Annotated in this window: 17 protein-coding genes; 11 read left to right on the top strand and 6 right to left on the bottom strand. The window is 74.1% G+C overall.

Annotated elements, in window-relative coordinates; all coding sequences use genetic code 11:
• Positions 1 to 456: ATP-binding cassette domain-containing protein (locus KSNIM_RS08500; protein WP_263102610.1), on the bottom strand; the 456-nt coding region annotated here is incomplete at its 3' end.
• Positions 457 to 1,085: 629 nt separating this feature from the next.
• Between KSNIM_RS08500 and KSNIM_RS08495 the strand changes: the two genes are divergently transcribed.
• The 3 genes from KSNIM_RS08495 to KSNIM_RS08485 are packed head-to-tail and all read left to right on the top strand — an operon-like array spanning position 1,086 to position 2,858.
• Positions 1,086 to 1,880, top strand: a complete 795-nt coding sequence (locus KSNIM_RS08495; RefSeq protein WP_411543676.1) for an ABC transporter ATP-binding protein — start codon at positions 1,086 to 1,088, stop codon at positions 1,878 to 1,880.
• A complete protein-coding gene (locus tag KSNIM_RS08490) occupies positions 1,877 to 2,545 on the top strand; it encodes an ATP-binding cassette domain-containing protein (RefSeq protein ID WP_263102609.1) in 669 nt (222 codons plus the stop codon). The genes KSNIM_RS08495 and KSNIM_RS08490 overlap by 4 nt, the downstream gene beginning before the upstream one ends.
• 43 nt (positions 2,546 to 2,588) lie before the next feature.
• Complete coding sequence (locus KSNIM_RS08485; RefSeq protein ID WP_263102608.1) at positions 2,589 to 2,858, top strand: hypothetical protein; 270 nt, start codon at positions 2,589 to 2,591, stop codon at positions 2,856 to 2,858.
• A gap of 27 nt (positions 2,859 to 2,885) precedes the next feature.
• Here the strand turns inward: KSNIM_RS08485 and KSNIM_RS08480 are convergent, their stop codons facing one another.
• Both KSNIM_RS08480 and lpdA read right to left on the bottom strand, forming a co-directional pair.
• Complete coding sequence (locus KSNIM_RS08480; protein WP_263102607.1) at positions 2,886 to 4,376, bottom strand: acetyl-CoA carboxylase carboxyltransferase subunit alpha/beta; 1,491 nt, start codon at positions 4,374 to 4,376, stop codon at positions 2,886 to 2,888.
• 131 nt (positions 4,377 to 4,507) lie between these two features.
• On the bottom strand, positions 4,508 to 5,914 hold the full coding sequence (gene lpdA, locus KSNIM_RS08475) for a dihydrolipoyl dehydrogenase (protein ID WP_263102606.1): 1,407 nt from the start codon (positions 5,912 to 5,914) through the stop codon (positions 4,508 to 4,510).
• 167 nt (positions 5,915 to 6,081) lie between these two features.
• Here lpdA and KSNIM_RS08470 point away from each other — a divergent pair, with 167 nt between their 5' ends.
• Positions 6,082 to 8,196, top strand: coding sequence for an MMPL family transporter (locus tag KSNIM_RS08470; RefSeq protein WP_263102605.1), 2,115 nt, complete (start codon positions 6,082 to 6,084; stop codon positions 8,194 to 8,196).
• Positions 8,197 to 8,246: 50 nt separating this feature from the next.
• Here the strand turns inward: KSNIM_RS08470 and KSNIM_RS08465 are convergent, their stop codons facing one another.
• On the bottom strand, positions 8,247 to 9,872 hold the full coding sequence (locus KSNIM_RS08465; protein ID WP_263102604.1) for an FAD-dependent oxidoreductase: 1,626 nt from the start codon (positions 9,870 to 9,872) through the stop codon (positions 8,247 to 8,249).
• 327 nt (positions 9,873 to 10,199) lie between these two features.
• Here KSNIM_RS08465 and KSNIM_RS08460 point away from each other — a divergent pair, with 327 nt between their 5' ends.
• The 7 genes from KSNIM_RS08460 to KSNIM_RS08430 all read left to right on the top strand — a co-directional run bounded on the left by KSNIM_RS08460 (position 10,200) and on the right by KSNIM_RS08430 (position 15,378).
• The gene (locus KSNIM_RS08460; protein WP_263107871.1) at positions 10,200 to 11,297 is read left to right on the top strand and encodes a SchA/CurD-like domain-containing protein; all 1,098 of its coding nucleotides are present in this window, start codon (positions 10,200 to 10,202) and stop codon (positions 11,295 to 11,297) included.
• A gap of 74 nt (positions 11,298 to 11,371) precedes the next feature.
• Positions 11,372 to 11,791, top strand: a complete 420-nt coding sequence (locus tag KSNIM_RS08455) for a cupin domain-containing protein (protein ID WP_030265086.1) — start codon at positions 11,372 to 11,374, stop codon at positions 11,789 to 11,791.
• Entirely contained in the window at positions 11,788 to 13,053 is a 1,266-nt protein-coding gene (locus KSNIM_RS08450; protein WP_263102603.1) for a beta-ketoacyl-[acyl-carrier-protein] synthase family protein, read from the top strand. The genes KSNIM_RS08455 and KSNIM_RS08450 overlap by 4 nt, the downstream gene beginning before the upstream one ends.
• Positions 13,050 to 14,291 (top strand): beta-ketoacyl synthase N-terminal-like domain-containing protein, encoded by a 1,242-nt coding sequence (locus tag KSNIM_RS08445; RefSeq protein WP_263102602.1) that lies wholly within the window; start codon positions 13,050 to 13,052, stop codon positions 14,289 to 14,291. The genes KSNIM_RS08450 and KSNIM_RS08445 overlap by 4 nt, the downstream gene beginning before the upstream one ends.
• 37 nt (positions 14,292 to 14,328) lie before the next feature.
• On the top strand, positions 14,329 to 14,583 hold the full coding sequence (locus KSNIM_RS08440) for an acyl carrier protein (RefSeq protein ID WP_263102601.1): 255 nt from the start codon (positions 14,329 to 14,331) through the stop codon (positions 14,581 to 14,583).
• A 4-nt stretch (positions 14,584 to 14,587) separates the two neighbouring features.
• Positions 14,588 to 15,043: an SRPBCC family protein gene (locus tag KSNIM_RS08435; RefSeq protein WP_263102600.1), complete on the top strand. Its 456-nt coding sequence runs from the start codon at positions 14,588 to 14,590 to the stop codon at positions 15,041 to 15,043.
• Positions 15,040 to 15,378 carry a TcmI family type II polyketide cyclase gene (locus tag KSNIM_RS08430; RefSeq protein ID WP_263102599.1) on the top strand — a complete coding sequence of 113 codons (339 nt, stop codon included), beginning with the start codon at positions 15,040 to 15,042 and terminating at the stop codon, positions 15,376 to 15,378. The genes KSNIM_RS08435 and KSNIM_RS08430 overlap by 4 nt, the downstream gene beginning before the upstream one ends.
• A 156-nt stretch (positions 15,379 to 15,534) precedes the next feature.
• On the opposite strand, the gene KSNIM_RS08425 is transcribed toward KSNIM_RS08430, so the two are convergent.
• A complete protein-coding gene (locus KSNIM_RS08425; RefSeq protein WP_263102598.1) occupies positions 15,535 to 16,572 on the bottom strand; it encodes a methyltransferase in 1,038 nt (345 codons plus the stop codon).
• Positions 16,573 to 16,639: 67 nt separating this feature from the next.
• Positions 16,640 to 17,701, bottom strand: coding sequence for a nitrous oxide reductase family maturation protein NosD (locus KSNIM_RS08420; protein WP_317634000.1), 1,062 nt, complete (start codon positions 17,699 to 17,701; stop codon positions 16,640 to 16,642).
• Between the last annotated feature and the right edge of the window lie 89 nt (positions 17,702 to 17,790).

The raw sequence follows: 17,790 nt of genomic DNA, 5'->3' as shown, positions 1-17,790 counted from the left end.
GACGGCGTCCAGGCCGAACAGCCGCAGCGCCCGGTCGGTGGCCTCGCGGGCGGCCGGGGCACCGGGGGCGGGCAGGCCGAGCAGACCGCGGACCGTCCCGCCGCGGCCCTGTTCGGCGCCGAGACGGGCGTTCTCGCCGACCGTCAGGCCGGGAAAGACGGCGATCTGCTGGAAGGTACGGGCGAGACCCAGGCGGGCCCTCGCGTGGTCCGGCAGGCGGGTGACGTCGCGGCCGGCCAGCAGGACGCGGCCGGCGTCCGGGCGGGCGGCACCGCTCAGGCAGTCGAACAGGGTGCTCTTGCCGGCGCCGTTCGGGCCGACCAGGGCGGTGATCCGACCGGGCGGCACCTCCAGGTCGACACCGTCGACGGCGGCGATGCCGCCGAAGCGGCGGACCAGGCCGCGGGCGGTGAGGCCGGGGGTCCCGGACGCGGGGGCTTCGGGGGCGGTGCTCATCGCGGGGTCCGGGGGTGCGGGTGGCAGTGGGCGGGAGGGTGCCGGTGGTGCCCTGCCGCAGCGCGCAGGCCCCCGCGCCCCCGCTCGGCCATCGCCACCGGCGCAGGCTGAACCCGACCCGGGACGCGCAGTTCCCCGCGCCGCCGAAGGTGCACCAACAGCGGACGGACGACGCCGGGACGGGGAACGGGCAGACGGGCCACGTGCCGGTGGTGGCCTGCCGCAGCGCGCAGGCCCCCCTCACCCCCTCGGCGAATCCGTCCGCCACCACCTCACGGACCCCCCACGATGACCCCGCACGCTGCCCCCGCCGGCCACGCGCACTCCCTGGGGCTGCCCATCCCGGGTCGGGTCCGGTCTGCGCCGGCGGCGGTGGCCGAGCGGGGGCGCGGGGGCCTGCGCGCTGCGGCAGGCCACCACCGGCACGTGGCCCGTCTGCCCGTTCCCCGTCCCGGCGTCGTCCGTCCGCTGTTGGTGCACCTTCGGCGGCGCGGGGAACTGCGCGTCCCGGGTCGGGTTCAGCCTGCGCCGGTGGCGATGGCCGAGCGGGGGCGCGGGGGCCTGCGCGCTGCGGCAGGGCACCACCGGCACCCTCCCGCCCACTGCCACCCGCACCCCCGGACCCCGCGATGAGCACCGCCCCCGAAGCCCCCGCGTCCGGGACCCCCGGCCTCACCGCCCGCGGCCTGGTCCGCCGCTTCGGCGGCATCGCCGCCGTCGACGGTGTCGACCTGGAGGTGCCGCCCGGTCGGATCACCGCCCTGGTCGGCCCGAACGGCGCCGGCAAGAGCACCCTGTTCGACTGCCTGAGCGGTGCCGCCCGCCCGGACGCCGGCCGCGTCCTGCTGGCCGGCCGCGACGTCACCCGCCTGCCGGACCACGCGAGGGCCCGCCTGGGTCTCGCCCGTACCTTCCAGCAGATCGCCGTCTTTCCCGGCCTGACGGTCGGCGAGAACGCCCGTCTCGGCGCCGAACAGGGCCGCGGCGGGACGGTCCGCGGTCTGCTCGGCCTGCCCGCCCCCGGTGCCCCGGCCGCCCGCGAGGCCACCGACCGGGCGCTGCGGCTGTTCGGCCTGGACGCCGTCCGGGACTGGCCCGCGGACCGGCTGCCGACCGGTGCCCTGCGCCTGCTGGAGCTGGCCCGTGCGCTGGCGGCGTCGCCCCGGGTCCTGCTGCTGGACGAGCCGGCCGCCGGCCTCGACCTGGCGCAGACCGCCCGGCTCGGCTCGGTGCTCCGGGCGCTCGCCGCCGAGGGGGTGGCGCTGCTGCTGGTCGAGCACGACGTCGAACTGGTGGCGCGGCTCGCCGACACGGTCTGCGTGATGGCCCAGGGGAGGGTCCTGCTGAACGGCCCGACCGCCGCCGTCCTGGCGGATCCGCGGGTGGCCGGGGCGTGGGGCGAGGCGGCGGGGGCGGAGCCGTGACCGTCGAGGCGGAGCTGCGCGGGGTCCGCGTCCGGTACGGGTTGCTGGAGGCCCTGCACGGCGTGGACCTGGCCTGCCCGGCGGGCCGGGTGACGGTGCTGCTCGGCCGCAACGGCGCCGGGCGGACGACCGCTCTGCACGCCCTGGCCGGCGTGGTCCGGCCGGCCGCGGGGCGGGTGTTCTGGGCGGGCCGGGACGTCACCGGCCTCTCGGCGTTCCGCCGGGCCCGCTCGGGCCTCGCCCTGGTCCCGGCCGAGCAGGCGGTCTTCCCGTCGCTCACCGTCGCCGAGAACCTCGGCGCGAGGGCCGCCGAGGACGTGGCCGGCATCGGGGAGTGGTTCCCCGAGCTGCGTCCGCTGCTGCCGCGCCGGGCGGGCACCCTGTCGGGCGGCCAGCAGCAGATGGTGGCGCTCGGCCGGGCGCTGCTGGCGCGTCCGCGGTTGCTGTTGCTGGACGAGCCGGACCGCGGACTCGCCCCGGCGGTGGCGGCCCGGTTGCACCGGTTGTTGCTGAAGTCCGCGGCCGAGGGCGGCACCGTGGTGCTGGCCGCCCAGTCGCTGCCGGCGACCCTCGCGGGGGCGGCCGTGGTGCACGTGCTGCGGCGGGGGCGGGTGGTGTTCAGCGGCGAGCCGGGCGAACTCCTGTCCGGTCCGACGGGCGGATAAGCTGATCCGGAGACAGGACGTGTCTCGACGACGGGGGTTGACGATGGGAATCCTGGACGGCATCGGCCGGCTGCTGGCGGACGCGGAGCTCGCCGAGCTGGCGGGCGAGCTGGAGGCGCTCGCCAACGAAGTGAGCAAGATCGCCCAGGAGCTGGAGCGTGCCCGCCACTCGGTGCACTGGACGGGCGCCGCCGCGGACGCCTTCCAGGCGCACGCCGAGAAGCGGATCAAGGACCTGCACGGCGTGGTGGGCGAACTCGAGGGCGCGGCCTCCGCCTCCAAGGCGGTCGCGGCGGTCGGCGGCCTGCTCTGACGCGGGCCTGAGTCCCCGGGCCCGGTCTCAGCCCTCCCGCCGGTCGCCCAGTCGCCGGTTCCGGGCCGCCCGCGCCGCGAGCCGCTGCTCGACGGGGAGGGCGGCCAGCGATCCCAGTGCCAGCGCGACGGCCTGCCCGACCCTGGCGCCGAACGGCGCGGGTTCGTCGGCCGCGTCAGGGTGTTCGGGGACGACCTCGTCGACCAGGCCGACCGCGGCCAGGTCGTAGGCGCCGATCCCCTGGCCCCGGGCCAGCTCGGCGGCGTGCTCGCCGTCCCGGTGGACGATCGCGGAGGCGCCCTCGGGCGGCAGCGGGGCGAGCCAGGCGTGCTCGGCCGCGATCACCCGGTCCGCGGGCAGCAGCGCGAGCGCGCCGCCGCCGGAGCCCTGGCCGAGCAGCACCGCGAGCACCGGGGTGCGCAGCGCGGTGAGGGTGCTGAGGCAGTGCGCGATCTCGACGGCGATGCCGTCGAGTTCGGCCTGCACGGAGAGCTCGGCACCGGCGGTGTCGACGACCGTGACCAGCGGCAGCCCGAGCTGCTGGGCGGTGCGCGCGGTGCGCCGGACGGCCCGCAGATCGGCGGCGGTGAACGGGCGGTCGCCGCCGCGCTGCTGGCCGACCACGACGGCGGGGCTGCCGCCGAACACGGCGAGTGCCCGCACCAGCGCGCCGCCCTCGCCGCCGGGCGCGCCCAGCAGGACGAATTCGTCGGCGGCGGCGTCCAGCAGCTCTCGGGTGCCGGGCCGGTCCGGGCGGCGGGTGCGCCGGACGGAGTCCCAGGCGTCCGCCGTGGCGCCGGCCGGCGGCCCGCTCGGCGGCTGGGGCTGCGGCACGGGCGCGGCACCGAGCACGGACAGCACCCGCAGCAGGTGGCCGCGCAGCTGCTCCGGCGGCAGTACGGCGTCGACCAGGCCGCGGGCGGCCAGCGTCTCGGACCGCTGCACGCCGGGCGGCAGCCGGACCCCGCGCAGTTCCTCGTACACCCGCGGGCCGAGGAAACCGAGGCGGGCGCCGGGCTCCGCCGCGACGACGTGGCCGAGCGTGCCCCAGGAGGCGAACACCCCGCCCATGGTGGGGTTGCGCAGATAGGTGAGGTACGGCAGGCCGGCGGCCTGGTGGGCCTGGACGGCGGCGGTGACCCGGACCATGCAGAGGAAGGCGGCCGAGCCCTCCTGCATCCGGGTGCCGCCGGAGACCGGCAGGGCGAGCACCGGCAGGCGTTCGGCGGTGGCACGCTCCACCGCGCGGGTGATCCGTTCGGCGGTGGCCACGCCGATCGAGCCGCCGAGGAAGCCGAACTCGGAGGCGATCAGCGCCACCGGCACGCCGTCGACCAGCGCCCGGCCGGTGGTGACGGCCTCGTCCAGGCCGGTGCGGGCGGCGGCCTTCGCCAGGGACGCGGTGTACGCGTCGTCGGCGCCCGGGTGCGCCACCGGTTCGTCCCAGCAGTGGAAGCCGCCCGGGTCGGCCAGCAGCCCGATCAGCTCGCCCGCGCTCGGACCCCGTTCCTCGACCACGTCGCGCACCCCCGTGTCCCGCGGGCGCCGCCGGCACCCGTCCGGGCCCAGCGTACGGGCCTGCGCAGCGGCCGGCGGTGGCGGCCCGGTGGGCCGTCACCGCCGGCCGTGGAGAGTGCCGCGGCGGTCGATCAGAAGTTGATCATGTGCCCGGCAAGGCCGTGCACGGCCTCCTTGACCGCCTCGCCCAGCGTCGGGTGGGCGTGCACGTTGCGGGCGACCTCGTGCACCGTCAGGTCCCACTGCTGGGCCAGGGTCAGCTCCGGCAGCAGCTCGGTGACCTCGGGCCCGATCAGGTGGGCGCCGAGCAGCTCGCCGTGCTTCTGGTCGCTGATCAGCTTGACGAAGCCGGCCGCGTCGCCGAGGCCGTGCGCCTTGCCGTTCGCGGTGAAGGGGAACTTCACCACCTTGACGTCGTAGCCCTGCTCGCGGGCCTGCGCCTCCGTCCAGCCGAAGCTGGCGATCTGCGGCTGGCAGTACGTGGCGCGCGGGATCATCACGAAGTCGAGCTCCATGGTCTCCGCGCCGGCGATGGTCTCCGCCGCGATGACGCCCATCGACTCGGCCGCGTGCGCCAGCATCAGCTTGGCGGTGACGTCGCCGATCGCGTAGATGTGCGGCACGTTGGTGCGGCTGCGGCTGTCCACGGCGATCGCGCCGCGCTCGGTCAGCTTCACGCCCGTGTTCTCCAGGCCGTAGCCCTGGGTGCGCGGTGCGAAGCCGATCGCCTGGAGCACCTTGTCGGCCTCCAGCACCTTCTGCGCGCCGTTCTGCGTGACGGTCACCCGCACCTTGGCGTTCGGGTCGGAGTCGTCGATCGCGTCGACCCGGGTCGACGTCAGCACCTCGACGCCGAGCCGCTTGTACCGCTTCGCCAGCTCCGCCGAGACCTCGGCGTCCTCCAGCGGCACCATCCGGTCCAGGAACTCGACGATCGTCACCTTCACGCCGTAGTTGTGCAGCACGTACGCGAACTCGACGCCGATCGCGCCGGCGCCCGCGATGATGATGCTCTCCGGCAGGGTGTCGCTGAGGATCTGCTCCTCGTAGGTCACCACCCGGTCGCTCAGCGAGGTGCCCGGCAGCAGCCGGGTGGTGGCGCCCGCCGCGATGATGCAGTGGTCGAACGTCACCGTCTCGATGCCGCCCGCGGTCAGCGAGACCTGCAGGGTGTGGTCGTCGACGAAGGTGCCCCAGCCGTCGAACTCGGTGATGCCGTTCTTCTTCGTCAGGTAGTGGATGCCGGCGACCCGGCCCTCCGCGACCTTGCGGCTGCGCAGGAACGCCTCGCGGTAGTCGAAGCTGACGCTGCCCTCGACCTTGATGCCGAAGGTCTTGGCCTCCTTGGTGAAGATGTGCGCCAGCTCGGCGTTGCGGAGCAGCGCCTTCGAGGGGATGCAGCCGACGTTCAGGCAGACGCCGCCCCAGTACTTGGTCTCGATGACCGCCGTGCGAAGCCCGAGCTGCGCGGACCGGACCGCGGCGGTGTAGCCGCCCGGGCCGGCACCCAGGACCACGACGTCGAAGTGTGAGCTCATGAGCCACACGATAGACCTCGCCGGCCCGGCACGGGCGGGCCGGTACCGGCCGTCCGATCCGTCACCGGCGGCCCTCCGGTGGCATGCTGGGAGAGGCCGTGCGCCCCGCCGGACGGGGGTACCGGAGCGGCCGAGGGAGCAGCCGAGGGCCCGCAAGGGGGTACCCGATGAGCCCGTCCGCAAGGCTTGCCGCACTGCCGTGCGGCCGGCGCGCCAAGTGGGTGGTGCTGGCGTTCTGGCTGGTGCTGCTGATCGTCGCCGTGCCGCTGGCCGGCAAGCTCACCGACGCCGAGAACAACGAGGCCAGCAGCTGGCTGCCCGGCAACGCCGAGTCCACCCAGGTGCTCGACGAGCAGCGCGCCTTCTTCCCCGTCGACATCGCCCGGGCCGTGGTCGTGTACCAGAACGACAGCGGCATCACCCCGGCGAACAAGGCCGAGGCAGTCAAGGACGCCACGGCCTTCGCCGGCGCCCCGCACGTGCGCGGCCCGGTGGTCGGGCCGGAGGTCTCCACCGACGGCAAGGCCATGCAGACCGTGGTGCCCGTCGACATCGGCACCGGCGGCTGGAAGGACCTGCAGCCCGCCGTCGACAGCCTGCGCGCCACCGCCGCCGAGAACAGCGACGGCATGACCACGTACGTCACCGGCCCGGCCGGCGTCGGCGCCGACCAGGCCGAGGCCTTCGCCGGAATCGACAGCACCCTGCTGTTCGCCACCGTCACCGTGGTGATCGTGCTGCTGCTGCTCACCTACCGCAGCCCGGTGCTCTGGCTGCTGCCGCTGTTCTCCGCCGCGGCCGCCCTGATCGTCGCCGAGGCCGTCATCTACGTGCTGGCCGCCCACGCGGGCCTCACCGTCAACGCGCAGAGCGCCGGCATCCTGATCGTCCTCGTGCTCGGCGCCGGCACCGACTACGCCCTGCTGCTCACCGCCCGCTACCGGGAGGAGCTGCGCCGCCACGAGGACCGACACGAGGCGATGGCGTTCGCCCTGCACCGGGCCGGCCCGGCCATCCTGGCCAGCTCGGTCACGGTGGTCGCCTCGATGCTCTGCCTGCTGGTCGCCGAGATGAACTCCACCAGGGGCCTCGGCCCGGTCTGCGCGATCGGCGTCCTCGTCGCGCTCGGCGCCATGCTCACCCTGCTGCCGGCCGCCCTGGTGATCGTCGGCCGCTGGGTGTTCTGGCCGGTCCGCCCCGCGTACGGCACCCCGGAGCCCACCAGGACCGGCCGCTGGGCGCACATCGGCGCCTGGATCGGCCGCCGCCCCCGCAAGGTGTGGACGGGCACCGCCCTGGCGCTCGCCGTCTGCAGCCTCGGCCTGCTCGCACTGAACGCCACCGGGCTCTCCACCGCCGGTACCTTCACCGGCAAGCCGAACTCCGTGGTCGGCCAGGAGGTGCTCGCCGAGCACTTCCCCGGCGGCACCGGAGCACCGCTCACCGTCGTGAGCACCGCCGCCTCGGGGGAGCGCGTCCGGGCCGTCACCACCTCCACCGAGGGCATCGCCGACACCACCCCGGTGGTCGCCAAGAACGGCCAGGCGCTCTTCCAGGCCACCCTCACCGACCCGCCGGACAGCCAGGCCGCCAAGGACACCGTCGACCGGGTCCGGGCCAACGTGCACGCCCTGCCGGAGGCCGACGCCAAGGTCGGCGGCAACACCGCGGTCGTGCTCGACGCCGGTCGCGCCGCGGGGAACGACAACCGGATGATCATCCCGCTGGTGCTGGTCGTGGTACTGGCCGTGCTCGCGATCCTGCTGCGGGCCGTGGTCGCCCCGCTGGTGCTGATCGGCACCGTGGTGCTCTCCTACACCGCCGCGCTCGGCATCAGCGCCTTCGTCTTCACGCACGGCTTCCACTTCGAGGGCGAGGACAACGCCTTCCCACTGTTCGTCTTCGTCTTCCTGGTGGCGCTGGGCATCGACTACAACATCTTCCTGATGACCAGGGTCCGCGAGGAGTCGCTGCACCGCGGCACCAGAGCCGGCGCGGTCGCAGGCCTGGCCGCCACCGGCGGTGTCATCACCTCGGCCGGCCTGATCCTCGCGGCCACCTTCGGCGTCCTCGGCACCCTGCCGATCGTGGGCTTCGCCGAGATCGGGTTCGCGGTCGCCCTCGGCGTCCTGCTCGACACCCTGGTCGTCCGCTCCGTCCTCGTCACCGCCATCACCATGGACCTCGACCGCCACATGTGGTGGCCCAGCCCCCTCAGCCGCAGACCGCACGCCGAGGCAGGCGGTCGGCCGGTGGAGGCGCGGGGAACGGCGAACCCGTAGGGGCGCGGGGAACTGCGCACATTGCGGGGTTTCCCGCGCCCCCTGACCGCCTACCGCTCCAGAGCGAGCACCTCGCGCAGGGCCGAGGTCAGTACGGCCTCCGGGTCGCCCACCGGGCCGTTGGAGCGCCAGGCCACGAAGCCGTCCGGGCGGACCAGCACCGCACCGTCGTCCCCGACGCCGTACGTGCCGGCCCAGTCGGTGCCCTCCTCGGGCTCCAACTCCAGCTCGGCGCCGACCCGGTAGCCCGTCAGCGGGACCCCGAGCCGCTTCGCGGCCAGTTCGCCCGCCTCGTGCCAGGCGTCCGCCGCCGGCCCGGCGAGCAGCACCGGCACCGTCTCGAACAGGTCCAGCGTGGAGACCCGCACCCCGGCCCGCCGCACCCACACGTGCGGTGCGCGGCTGCCCGGCGAACCGTCCGCCGCGAGCTTCTCCGGCACCGCCGGGCCGTCCGCGTCGGCGCCGACCACCGCACCCAGCGGGTACCGGTAGCCCAGCACGACCGACAGCACGTTGTTCTGCCGTCCGGTGCCCGGCGTCACGTCGTAGCCCGGGTGCTTGTGCTCCGCCGAACGGGCCGTCGCCCGGGCGGCGGTCGCCTCCGCGACCGGCCGGCGCTCCCGCCCGTACGACTCCAGCAGCCGCGGTCCGGCCCAGCCGCCGAGCACCGCCGCCAGCTTCCACGCCAGGTTGTGCGCGTCCTGGATGCCGGTGTTGGACCCGAACGCGCCCGTCGGCGACATCTCGTGCGCCGAGTCGCCCGCCAGGAATACGCGGCCCACCGAGTAGCGCTCCGCCACCCGCTGCGCCGCGTGCCACGGTGCCCGGCCGGTGACCTCCACGTCGAGCTCCGGGACCCCGGCCGCCGCGCGGATCGCGGCGGCGCACCGCGCGTCGGTGAACTCCTCCAGCGCCTCGCCGTTCTCCGGGTGCCACGGCGCGTGGAACACCCAGTGCTCCCGGTTGTCGACCGGCAGCAGCGCGCCCGCGCCCCGAGGGTCGGTCAGGTAGCAGGCGATGAACCGCCGTTCGCCGACCACGTCCGCGAGCCCCTTCGAGCGGAAGGTGATGCTGACGTTGTGGAAGAGGTCGCCGGGCCCGGTCTGGCCGATGCCGAGCTGCTCCCGGATCGGGCTGCGCGGGCCGTCCGCAGCCACCAGGTACTGCGCCCGGACGGTCTCCTCCTCGCCCGTCTCCCGGTTGCGGATCAGCGCCGTCACCCCGTCGGCGTCCTGCTCGAAGGAGACCAGCCGCGTCCCGAACCGGATCTCGCCGGTCAGCCGCCGGGCGTACTCGAGCAGCACCGGCTCCAGGTCGTTCTGGCTGCACAGGCACCAGCCGGTCGGGCTGAACCTCTTCAGCGCGCCGCCCGGGTCGATCTCCTTGAACAGCCACTCCTGGTCGTCGCCGGAGAGGGTGTCGGCCTGCAGGATGCCGTGGTTCTCCGCCAGCACCGAGGCGGCCTCCTTGACGGCGGACTCCACGCCCGCCACCCGGAACAGCTCCATCGTGCGGACGTTGTTGCCGCGTCCGCGCGGATGGTGCGAGGTGGCCGCGTGCTTCTCCACCAACAGGTGGGGCACCCCCAGCCTTCCCAGGAACAGCGAGGTGGACAGCCCCACCAGGGAGCCGCCCACGATCAGGACGGGCAGCCGGCCGTCGGCGGTTCGGTTCATCTGTGACTCCAGTCGTTCGAAGGGCCCGGCCTCCAATGTCCCTGTCATTCCTCCGTGCCCGCGCGGCCGGTTGCGCCCAAGGCCGCGCCTTTTCGCTCGGATGGGTTCCTGCCCTCGCACGATCGGTGACGGACCGCCACGATCGAGCTCAGTCCTCGTGACCGGACCATGTCCGGACCCGCTGTCGCCGACGACGGGCCGGGCAAGCGACCGCACCGGCCGGACCCCCGCCCCGCGGGCCACCGGCCGACCCCCACACCCGCCGCCACCGGCCGCCGATCCACCGCGGCCGCGCGACGACACCTCCCTTCGAGCAGACGAGTGATGATGACGACTCTCACCGAACCCGTGACCGACGCCCACCCTGCCGCCCTCGCGGTCCCCCGCCTGCGCGTCGTCCTCATGTGCGACGTCATGGACGGCGCCCAGGACAAGTTCCTGACGGCCTATGAGCAGCTGCGCCACCAGGTCGCCGCCGTGCCCGGCCACGTCAGCGACCAGCTCTGCCAGTCCATCGAGGACCCCTCCCAGTGGCTGATCACCAGCGAGTGGGAGAGCGCCCAGCCCTTCCTCTCCTGGGTCGACAGCGAGGCCCACCGCGAGATGGTCAAGCCGCTTCACGGCTGCGTCCGCGACACCCGCTCGCTGCGGTTCAGCATCATGCGGGAGACCGCCGGCGACCACACCTACGACTTCGCGGCGCCCGTCTCCGACGGCATCGTCCGACATGCCCTCACCTTCACGGTGAAGCCCGGCACGGAGAAGAAGGTCGCCGGGATCCTCGCCGGCTACACCTCGCCCAAGGCGCAGGTGGACGAGCGCACCCGGCTGCTGCGCACCTCGCTCTTCATGCAGGGCAACCGGGTCGTCCGGGCGGTCGAGGTGGCCGGCGACCTCGGCGCCGCGCTGCGGCACGTCGCCCAGCAGCCCGAGGTGCGGGCCGTCGAAGAGGCCATCAACCCCTACCTGGAGGAGGCCCGCGACCTCGGCAACCCGGAGTCCGCCCGCGCCTTCTTCATGCGCGCCGCGCTGCCCGCCGTGCACCGCGTCGCCGCCCCCGACGCGCCGACCGCGCCCGTCCGCCGGTACGCGCTGCGCTACCCGGTGAAGACCGGATGCGGCAGCTCGGTCGTCGGCCTGTTGGCCCGTCAGGACCGCCAGGTGGTCGAGGAGGGCTCGCCGCTCGTCGCGAGCACCATCTTCCACCGCGACGACGTGGTCGTCCGCGTCATCGACTTCGCCGGCCCGGCCGACGCCGACCCCCCGACCGCTCTCGGCATCGCCGGCCCGCGCGCCGCCGGCGTGCTGGCCCGCCTGCTGGAGCTGGACGAGCACCACGACCTGCGCACGGCCTCGGGCATCGGCCGCTTCCTCACCGACTGCACCATGCAGCCCGTCACCGACCGCTCCTCCCAGGACGCCTGAGCGGCGTCCCGGCACCGGGGCGGACCGCCCGCCACCGACCCCCATCCCTGCAAAGCCTTCTGGAGGCAGCAACCATGACCACCAAGTTCCCACGCATCGTGCACGTCGACGACGCGCCGCCGAACACCCGACGCGGCGGCGACCTGCGCGCCATGCTCACCCCGACGACGGTGGGAGCGACCAGCGGCTTCATGGGAATGGCGATCGTGCAGGCCGGCGACCGGATCGCCGAGCACTACCACCCGTACTCCGAGGAGTTCGTGCTGGTGGTCAAGGGCGAACTGGAGGTCGACCTCGACGGCGAGCCCTTCCGGCTCAGCCCCGACCACGGCCTGCTGATCCCGATGAACGTGCGCCACCGGTTCCGCAACGTCGGCTCCACCGAGGCCCGCCTGGTCTTCCACCTCGGCCCGCTCGCACCGCGGCCCGAACTCGGCCACGTCGACACCGAGGAGACCCCGGCGCCGCCGGAACCGGCCGAGGCCGTCTCATGACCCGGCGGGTGGTCGTCACCGGGCTCGGTGTCGTCGCGCCCGGCGGCGTGGGGGTGCCCGCCTTCTGGGACCTCCTCACCGCCGGCCGCACCGCGACCCGCGGGATCACCTTCTTCGACCCGACCGGATTCCGTTCCCGGATCGCCGGCGAGTGCGACTTCGACCCGTACGCGGCCGGCCTCGACTCGGAGGAGGTGGCCCGCTCGGACCGGTACATCCAGTTCGCGCTGGCCGCCTCCGCGGAAGCCGTCCGCGACGCCGGGCTCGACCTCGGCGCCGAGGACCCCTGGCGGATCGGCGTCTCCCTCGGCACCGCCGTCGGCGGCACCACCCGGCTGGAGCACGACTACGTCGGCGTCAGTGCGAACGGCGCCCGGTGGGACGTCGACCACCACGGCGCCGGCCCGCACCTGCAGCGGGCGTTCACCCCCGCCACGCTCGCCTCCGCGGTCGCCGAGCGAACCGGCGCCCACGGCCCCGTGCAGACCGTCTCCACCGGCTGCACCTCCGGGCTGGACGCCGTCGGCTACGCCCTGCAGGCCGTCGAGGACGGGCGGGTCGACGTCTGCATCGCCGGCGCCTCCGACTCGCCGATCTCCCCGATCACCGTCGCCTGCTTCGACGCGATCAAGGCGACCTCGGCACGCAACGACGACCCGGAGCACGCCTCCCGGCCGTTCGACGCCACCCGCGACGGCTTCGTCCTCGGCGAGGGCGGCGCCGTGCTGCTGCTGGAGGAGTACGAGCACGCCAAGCGGCGCGGCGCCCGGATCATCTGTGAACTCGGCGGCTTCGCCACCTTCGGCAACGCCTACCACATGACCGGTCTCACCCAGGAGGGCCGGGAGATGTCGGAGGCCATCGACCGGGCACTCGACCACGCCCGGGTGAACGCCTCCGACGTCGACTACGTCAACGCGCACGGCTCCGGCACCAAGCAGAACGACCGGCACGAGACCGCCGCCGTCAAGCGCTCGCTCGGAGCCCACGCGTACGGGACGCCGATGAGCTCCATCAAGTCGATGGTCGGGCACTCGCTCGGCGCCATCGGCGCGATCGAACTGGTCGCCTGCGCCCTGGCGTTGAAGCACGGAGTCGTCCCGCCCACCGCCAACTACGAGACCCCGGACCCGGAGTGCGACCTGGACTACGTCCCCAAGACCGCCCGGGAGCTGCCGCTGCGGCACGTGCTCTCGGTCGGCAGCGGCTTCGGTGGCTTCCAGTCCGCGGTCGTGCTCAGCAGAGAGGGGGCACGGACATGACGTCCGACCCGCCCGACCGGCGGACGGTGGTGACCGGCATCGGGGTGATCGCACCCAACGGTGTCGGCGCCGACGACTTCTGGAAGGCCACCCGTGAAGGCGCCAGCGTGCTCGGCCCGATCACCCGCGAGGGCTGCGGGCAGATGCCGCTGCGCGTCGCCGGACAGGTCGGCGGCTTCGACGCCGAGGCCGCCGTCGAGGGCCGCTACCTCGTCCAGACCGACCGGTTCACCCACTACGCGATGGCCGCCGCCGACCTCGCCCTGGAGGACGCACGGCTGAGGCCCGACGAGAACTCGCCGTTCGCCACCGGCGTCGTCACCGCGGCCGGCTCGGGCGGCGGCGAGTTCGGCCAGCGCGAGCTGCAGAACCTGTGGGGCCAGGGCCCCCGGTTCGTCGGCCCGTACCAGTCGATCGCCTGGTTCTACGCCGCGAGCACCGGCCAGATCTCCATCCGCGGCGGCTTCAAGGGGCCCTGCGCCGTGGTGGCCAGCGACGAGGCCGGCGGCCTCGACGCACTGGCGCACGCGGCGCGCACCATAGCCAGGGGCGCCGACGCGGTCGTGGTCGGCGGTGCGGAGGCACCGCTGGCGCCGTACTCGATGGTCTGCCAGCTCGGCTACCCCGAGCTCAGCCTCGGCGACGACCCCGCCACCGCCTACCTGCCGTTCAGTCCGGAGGCGAACGGGTTCGTCCCGGCCGAGGGCGGAGCCATGTTCGTCCTGGAGCACGAACGGGCCGCCCGCCGCCGCGGCGCCCGCATCCGGGCCGAACTCGCCGGGCACGCCGCCACGTTCACCGGGGCGTCGCGCTGGGCCGAGTCCCGCGAGGGCCTCGCGCACGCGATCCGCGCCGCCCTGGAGCAGGCCAGCTGCGCCCCCGACGAGGTCGACGTGGTCTTCGCCGACGCCCTCGGCGTCCCGGAGGCCGACCGCGCCGAGGCACTGGCCCTCGCCGACGTGCTCGGCGAGCACGCCGCCCGGGTGCCCGTCACGGCACCCAAGGCCGGCACCGGACGGGCCTACTGCGGCGCCCCGCTGCTGGACGCCGCGGCGGCCGTGCTCGCCATGGAGCAGGGCTTCGTCCCGCCCACGCCGAACGTCACCGGCACGGCGTACGACCTCGACCTGGTCTGCGGCTACGGCCGCACCGCGGAGCTGCGCACCGCCCTGGTGCTCAGCCGCGGACTGATGGGCTCCAACGCCGCCCTGGTGCTGCGTGCCGGCCGGCCGTCCTGACCGGCTGCCGGATGCCCCCGACCCACAGGAGACACCGATGACCCACGTCCTCACCCACGACGAGCTGGCCGCCCTGATCAAGGGCCGGGCCGGCATCGCCGTCGACCCGCTCGACCTGGGGCGCCCCGGCGCGACCTTCGAGGAGTTCGGCGTCGACTCGCTCGCCCTGCTCGGCATCGTCGGCGAGCTGGAGAACACCTACGCCACGCCCATCACCCCCGGCGCGGAGATGTCCAAGACCCCCCAGGACTTCCTCGACGCCGTCAACGCCTCTGCCACGACGGGAGCCTGACCCCATGCCCGGCCACACGGACAACGAGATCCTCATCAACGCCCCCCTCGACCTCGTCTGGGACGTCACCAACGACCTGGAGGGCTGGCCCCAGCTGTTCAGCGAGTACGCCTCCGTCGAGGTGCTCGACCGCGAGGGCCCGAAGACGACCTTCCGGCTGACCATGCACCCCGACGAGAACGGCACCGTCTGGAGCTGGGTCTCCGAGCGGGAGACCGATCGGAAGGAGCTGACCGTCCGGGCCCGCCGCGTCGAGCCCGGCCCCTTCGAGTTCATGAACATCCGGTGGGAGTACACCGAGCACCCCGGCGGCACCCTGATGCGCTGGATCCAGGACTTCGCGATGAAGCCCACCGCGCCGGTCGACGACCACGGCATGACCAACCACATCAACCGCAACTCGCGGATTCAGATGGAACTCATCAAGGAGAAGGTCGAGCTGCGGGCGGGCGTGCGGTGAGCGGGTCGTACCGCTCGCTCATCGTCGCCCGGATGCGGCCCGGCTCCGACGAGGACATCGCGGGCATCTTCGCCGACTCCGACCGCGGTGAACTGCCGCACCTGATCGGGGTCACCGGCCGCAGCCTGTTCCAGTTCGGCGACCTGTACCTGCACCTCATCGAGGCGGACCGGCCGCCCGGGCCGTCGGTCGCCCAGCACGTGAAGCACCCCGAGTTCCAGCTCGTCAGCGACCGGCTCACCGCGCACGTCCAGGCGTACGACCCGGCCACCTGGCGGGAGCCGAAGGACGCGATGGCGCGCGAGTTCTACCGGTGGGAGCGGCCCTCGGGCTGATCCACCGCGAACGCCAGGGCGCCGGCCGATCACCATCGGGCCGGCGCCCTGGCGTTGCCGCGTCCGCCGGTCGCCCGTAGTCAGGGGCCGCCGGTGGGCGCACGCCGAGGCCCGCCGGCGGGGTGCCGGCGGGCCTCGGGGGAGGGGAGGGGCGCGTCAGCCCTCGACGACGCTCTCGAAGGCGTGCAGGTACGGGTTGACCGGGCGGACCTCGTCGACCCGCAGACCGGCCTCGGACATCAGGCCCAGCATGCTCTCCCGCGTGTGCTTGGCGCCGCCCACGTTGAGCAGCAGCAGCAGGTCCATCGCGGTGGTGAAGCGCATCGAGGGGCTGTCGTCGACCAGGTTCTCGACCACCACCACCCGGGCGCCGGGGCGGGCCGCACCCACCACGTTGGCCAGTGTGCGGCGGGTGGACTCGTCGTCCCACTCCAGGATGTTCTTGATCAGGTAGAGGTCGGCCTGCACTGGGATGTCCACCCGGCAGTCGCCGGGCACCAGACGGGCCCGGTCGGCCAGCGCGCCGCCCGGCCGCAGCCGCGGATCGGCGTCCGCGACCACCTGCGGCAGGTCGAGCAGCGTCCCGTGCAGGTGGGGGTGCTTCTCGAGCAGGCCGGCCAGCGCGAGGCCCTGGCCGCCGCCGATGTCCACCACCGTGGAGACGTCCTCCAGGTTGTCCAGGAAGGCCACCAGGTCGGCCGCGGACTGCCGGCTGGAGCTGCTCATCGCCTTGTCGAAGACCTTCGCGGACTCGCCGGCGTCGTCGTGCAGGTACTGGAAGAACTCCTTGCCGAACATCTCCGGGAAGATGTTCCGGCCGGTGCGGACGGCCTCGTCCAGCCGGGGCCAGGCCTGCCACGTCCAGGGCTCGGTGCACCACAGCGAGATGTAGCGCAGGCTGTTGGGGGCGTCCTCGCGCAGCATCCGGGACATGTCGGTGTGCGCGAAGCGGTCGTCGTCCGTCTCCGTGAAGATCCCGTAGCTGGCGAGCGCCCGCATCAGCCGACGCAGCGGCTTGGGCTCCACCTTCAGCTCGGCGGCCAGGTCGCGGACGGCCGCCGGGCTCTCGCCGAGCGCGTCGGCGACACCGAGCTGCGCCGCGGCGCGGATCGCCGCGGCGCAGGCGGCGCCGAAGACGAGCTCGCGCAGGCGCATCACCGCGGGCGGGGACGGGGACTGGGTGCTGGCGGACATGGAACCGCCTTTCGTACGGGGGCCGGAAGGCCCAGGGGGGAGGGGGTCTGCGGTCCTGCGGGGAGGATCAGCAGCGGCCGGCCGGCTCGGAGACGCTGCAGGTGTTGCGGGTGAAGGTGTTGCCGGTGCCGATGTCGCGGTCGGCGAGGTCCGAGGGGCCGTTGTCGGCCAGGACGTTGCCGGTGACGGTGATCCGGTTGTTGACGGTGCCGACCATGCTCGGGAAGAGCACCACCCCGCCGGACATCGGCGACTCGCCGCGGTTGCCCTCGACCTGGTTGCCGGTCACCACGGAGTCCTCGACGCCGGTGAAGAGGATGCCGGTGCCCTGGATGTAGGCCAGCCGCGGGTTCGGCGGGCAGTACTTGTTGTTCTCGTGGACGTGGTTGCGGCTGACGGTGACCGCGCTCGGCTTGGGCAAGCCCTCGTCGCCGACCACGAAGACACCGCCGCAGTTGCCGCTGATGTCGTTGGCGTCCACCGCCAGCGACCGGGCGCGCCGGACGACGACGCCGATCCGGTTGCCGGACAGCCGGTTGCTGCGGATCACGGTGCCCTGCGTGTCGATGGCACCGCCCTCGTGGGCGACCGAGTTGGCCAGGAAGATGCCCGCCTGCACGTTGTCGGCGGCCTCGTTGCCGATCAGCGTGGCCCGGACCGACTTCTCCTGGCTGATGCCCTGGTTGCCGTTGTGGAAGGCGCCGACGTCGACGATCCGCAGGTGGTCGGTGTTGGAGGCGTCGATGCCGTTCTTCCGGTAGCCGGACACGGTGAGCGAGCCGATCCGGACGTTGTCCACCTTCTGGGCGTCCGTGCCGGCCACGCAGATGCCGTGGCCCGCCGTGGCGCAGGCGTTCCCGGTCTGCGCCGGGTCAGGCACGAGGACGGTCGACGGACCGACCCCGCGCAGGGTGATGTCCGAACGGGTGATCAGCACGCTCTCGTGGTACGTGCCGGACATCAGCTGGACGGTGCTGCCTGGGGCGGCCGCGTCGACCGCCTTCTGGATGGACTCGCCGGGGAAGACCGTGCGCATCGAGGTCGCGGCCTGGGCGGGCGGGACCGCTCCCAGGCTCGCGACCAGGGCGGCGAGGCCGCCGGCGAGATAGTGGGTCCGTCGCATGGGCATGGAACTGGAGCCTGCTTTCCGGGGGTACAAGGGTCGGGCGGGCGCCGGGATCGGCGCGCCCGGTGCGGGGGTGCGGGGGTGCGGGTGGG

It is taken from the genome of Kitasatospora sp. DSM 101779 (assembly GCF_025655475.1).
Lineage (GTDB): Bacteria > Actinomycetota > Actinomycetes > Streptomycetales > Streptomycetaceae > Kitasatospora.
Note: the sequence above shows the minus strand (reverse complement) of the source record. Positions and strands in the feature narration are given on the sequence as shown.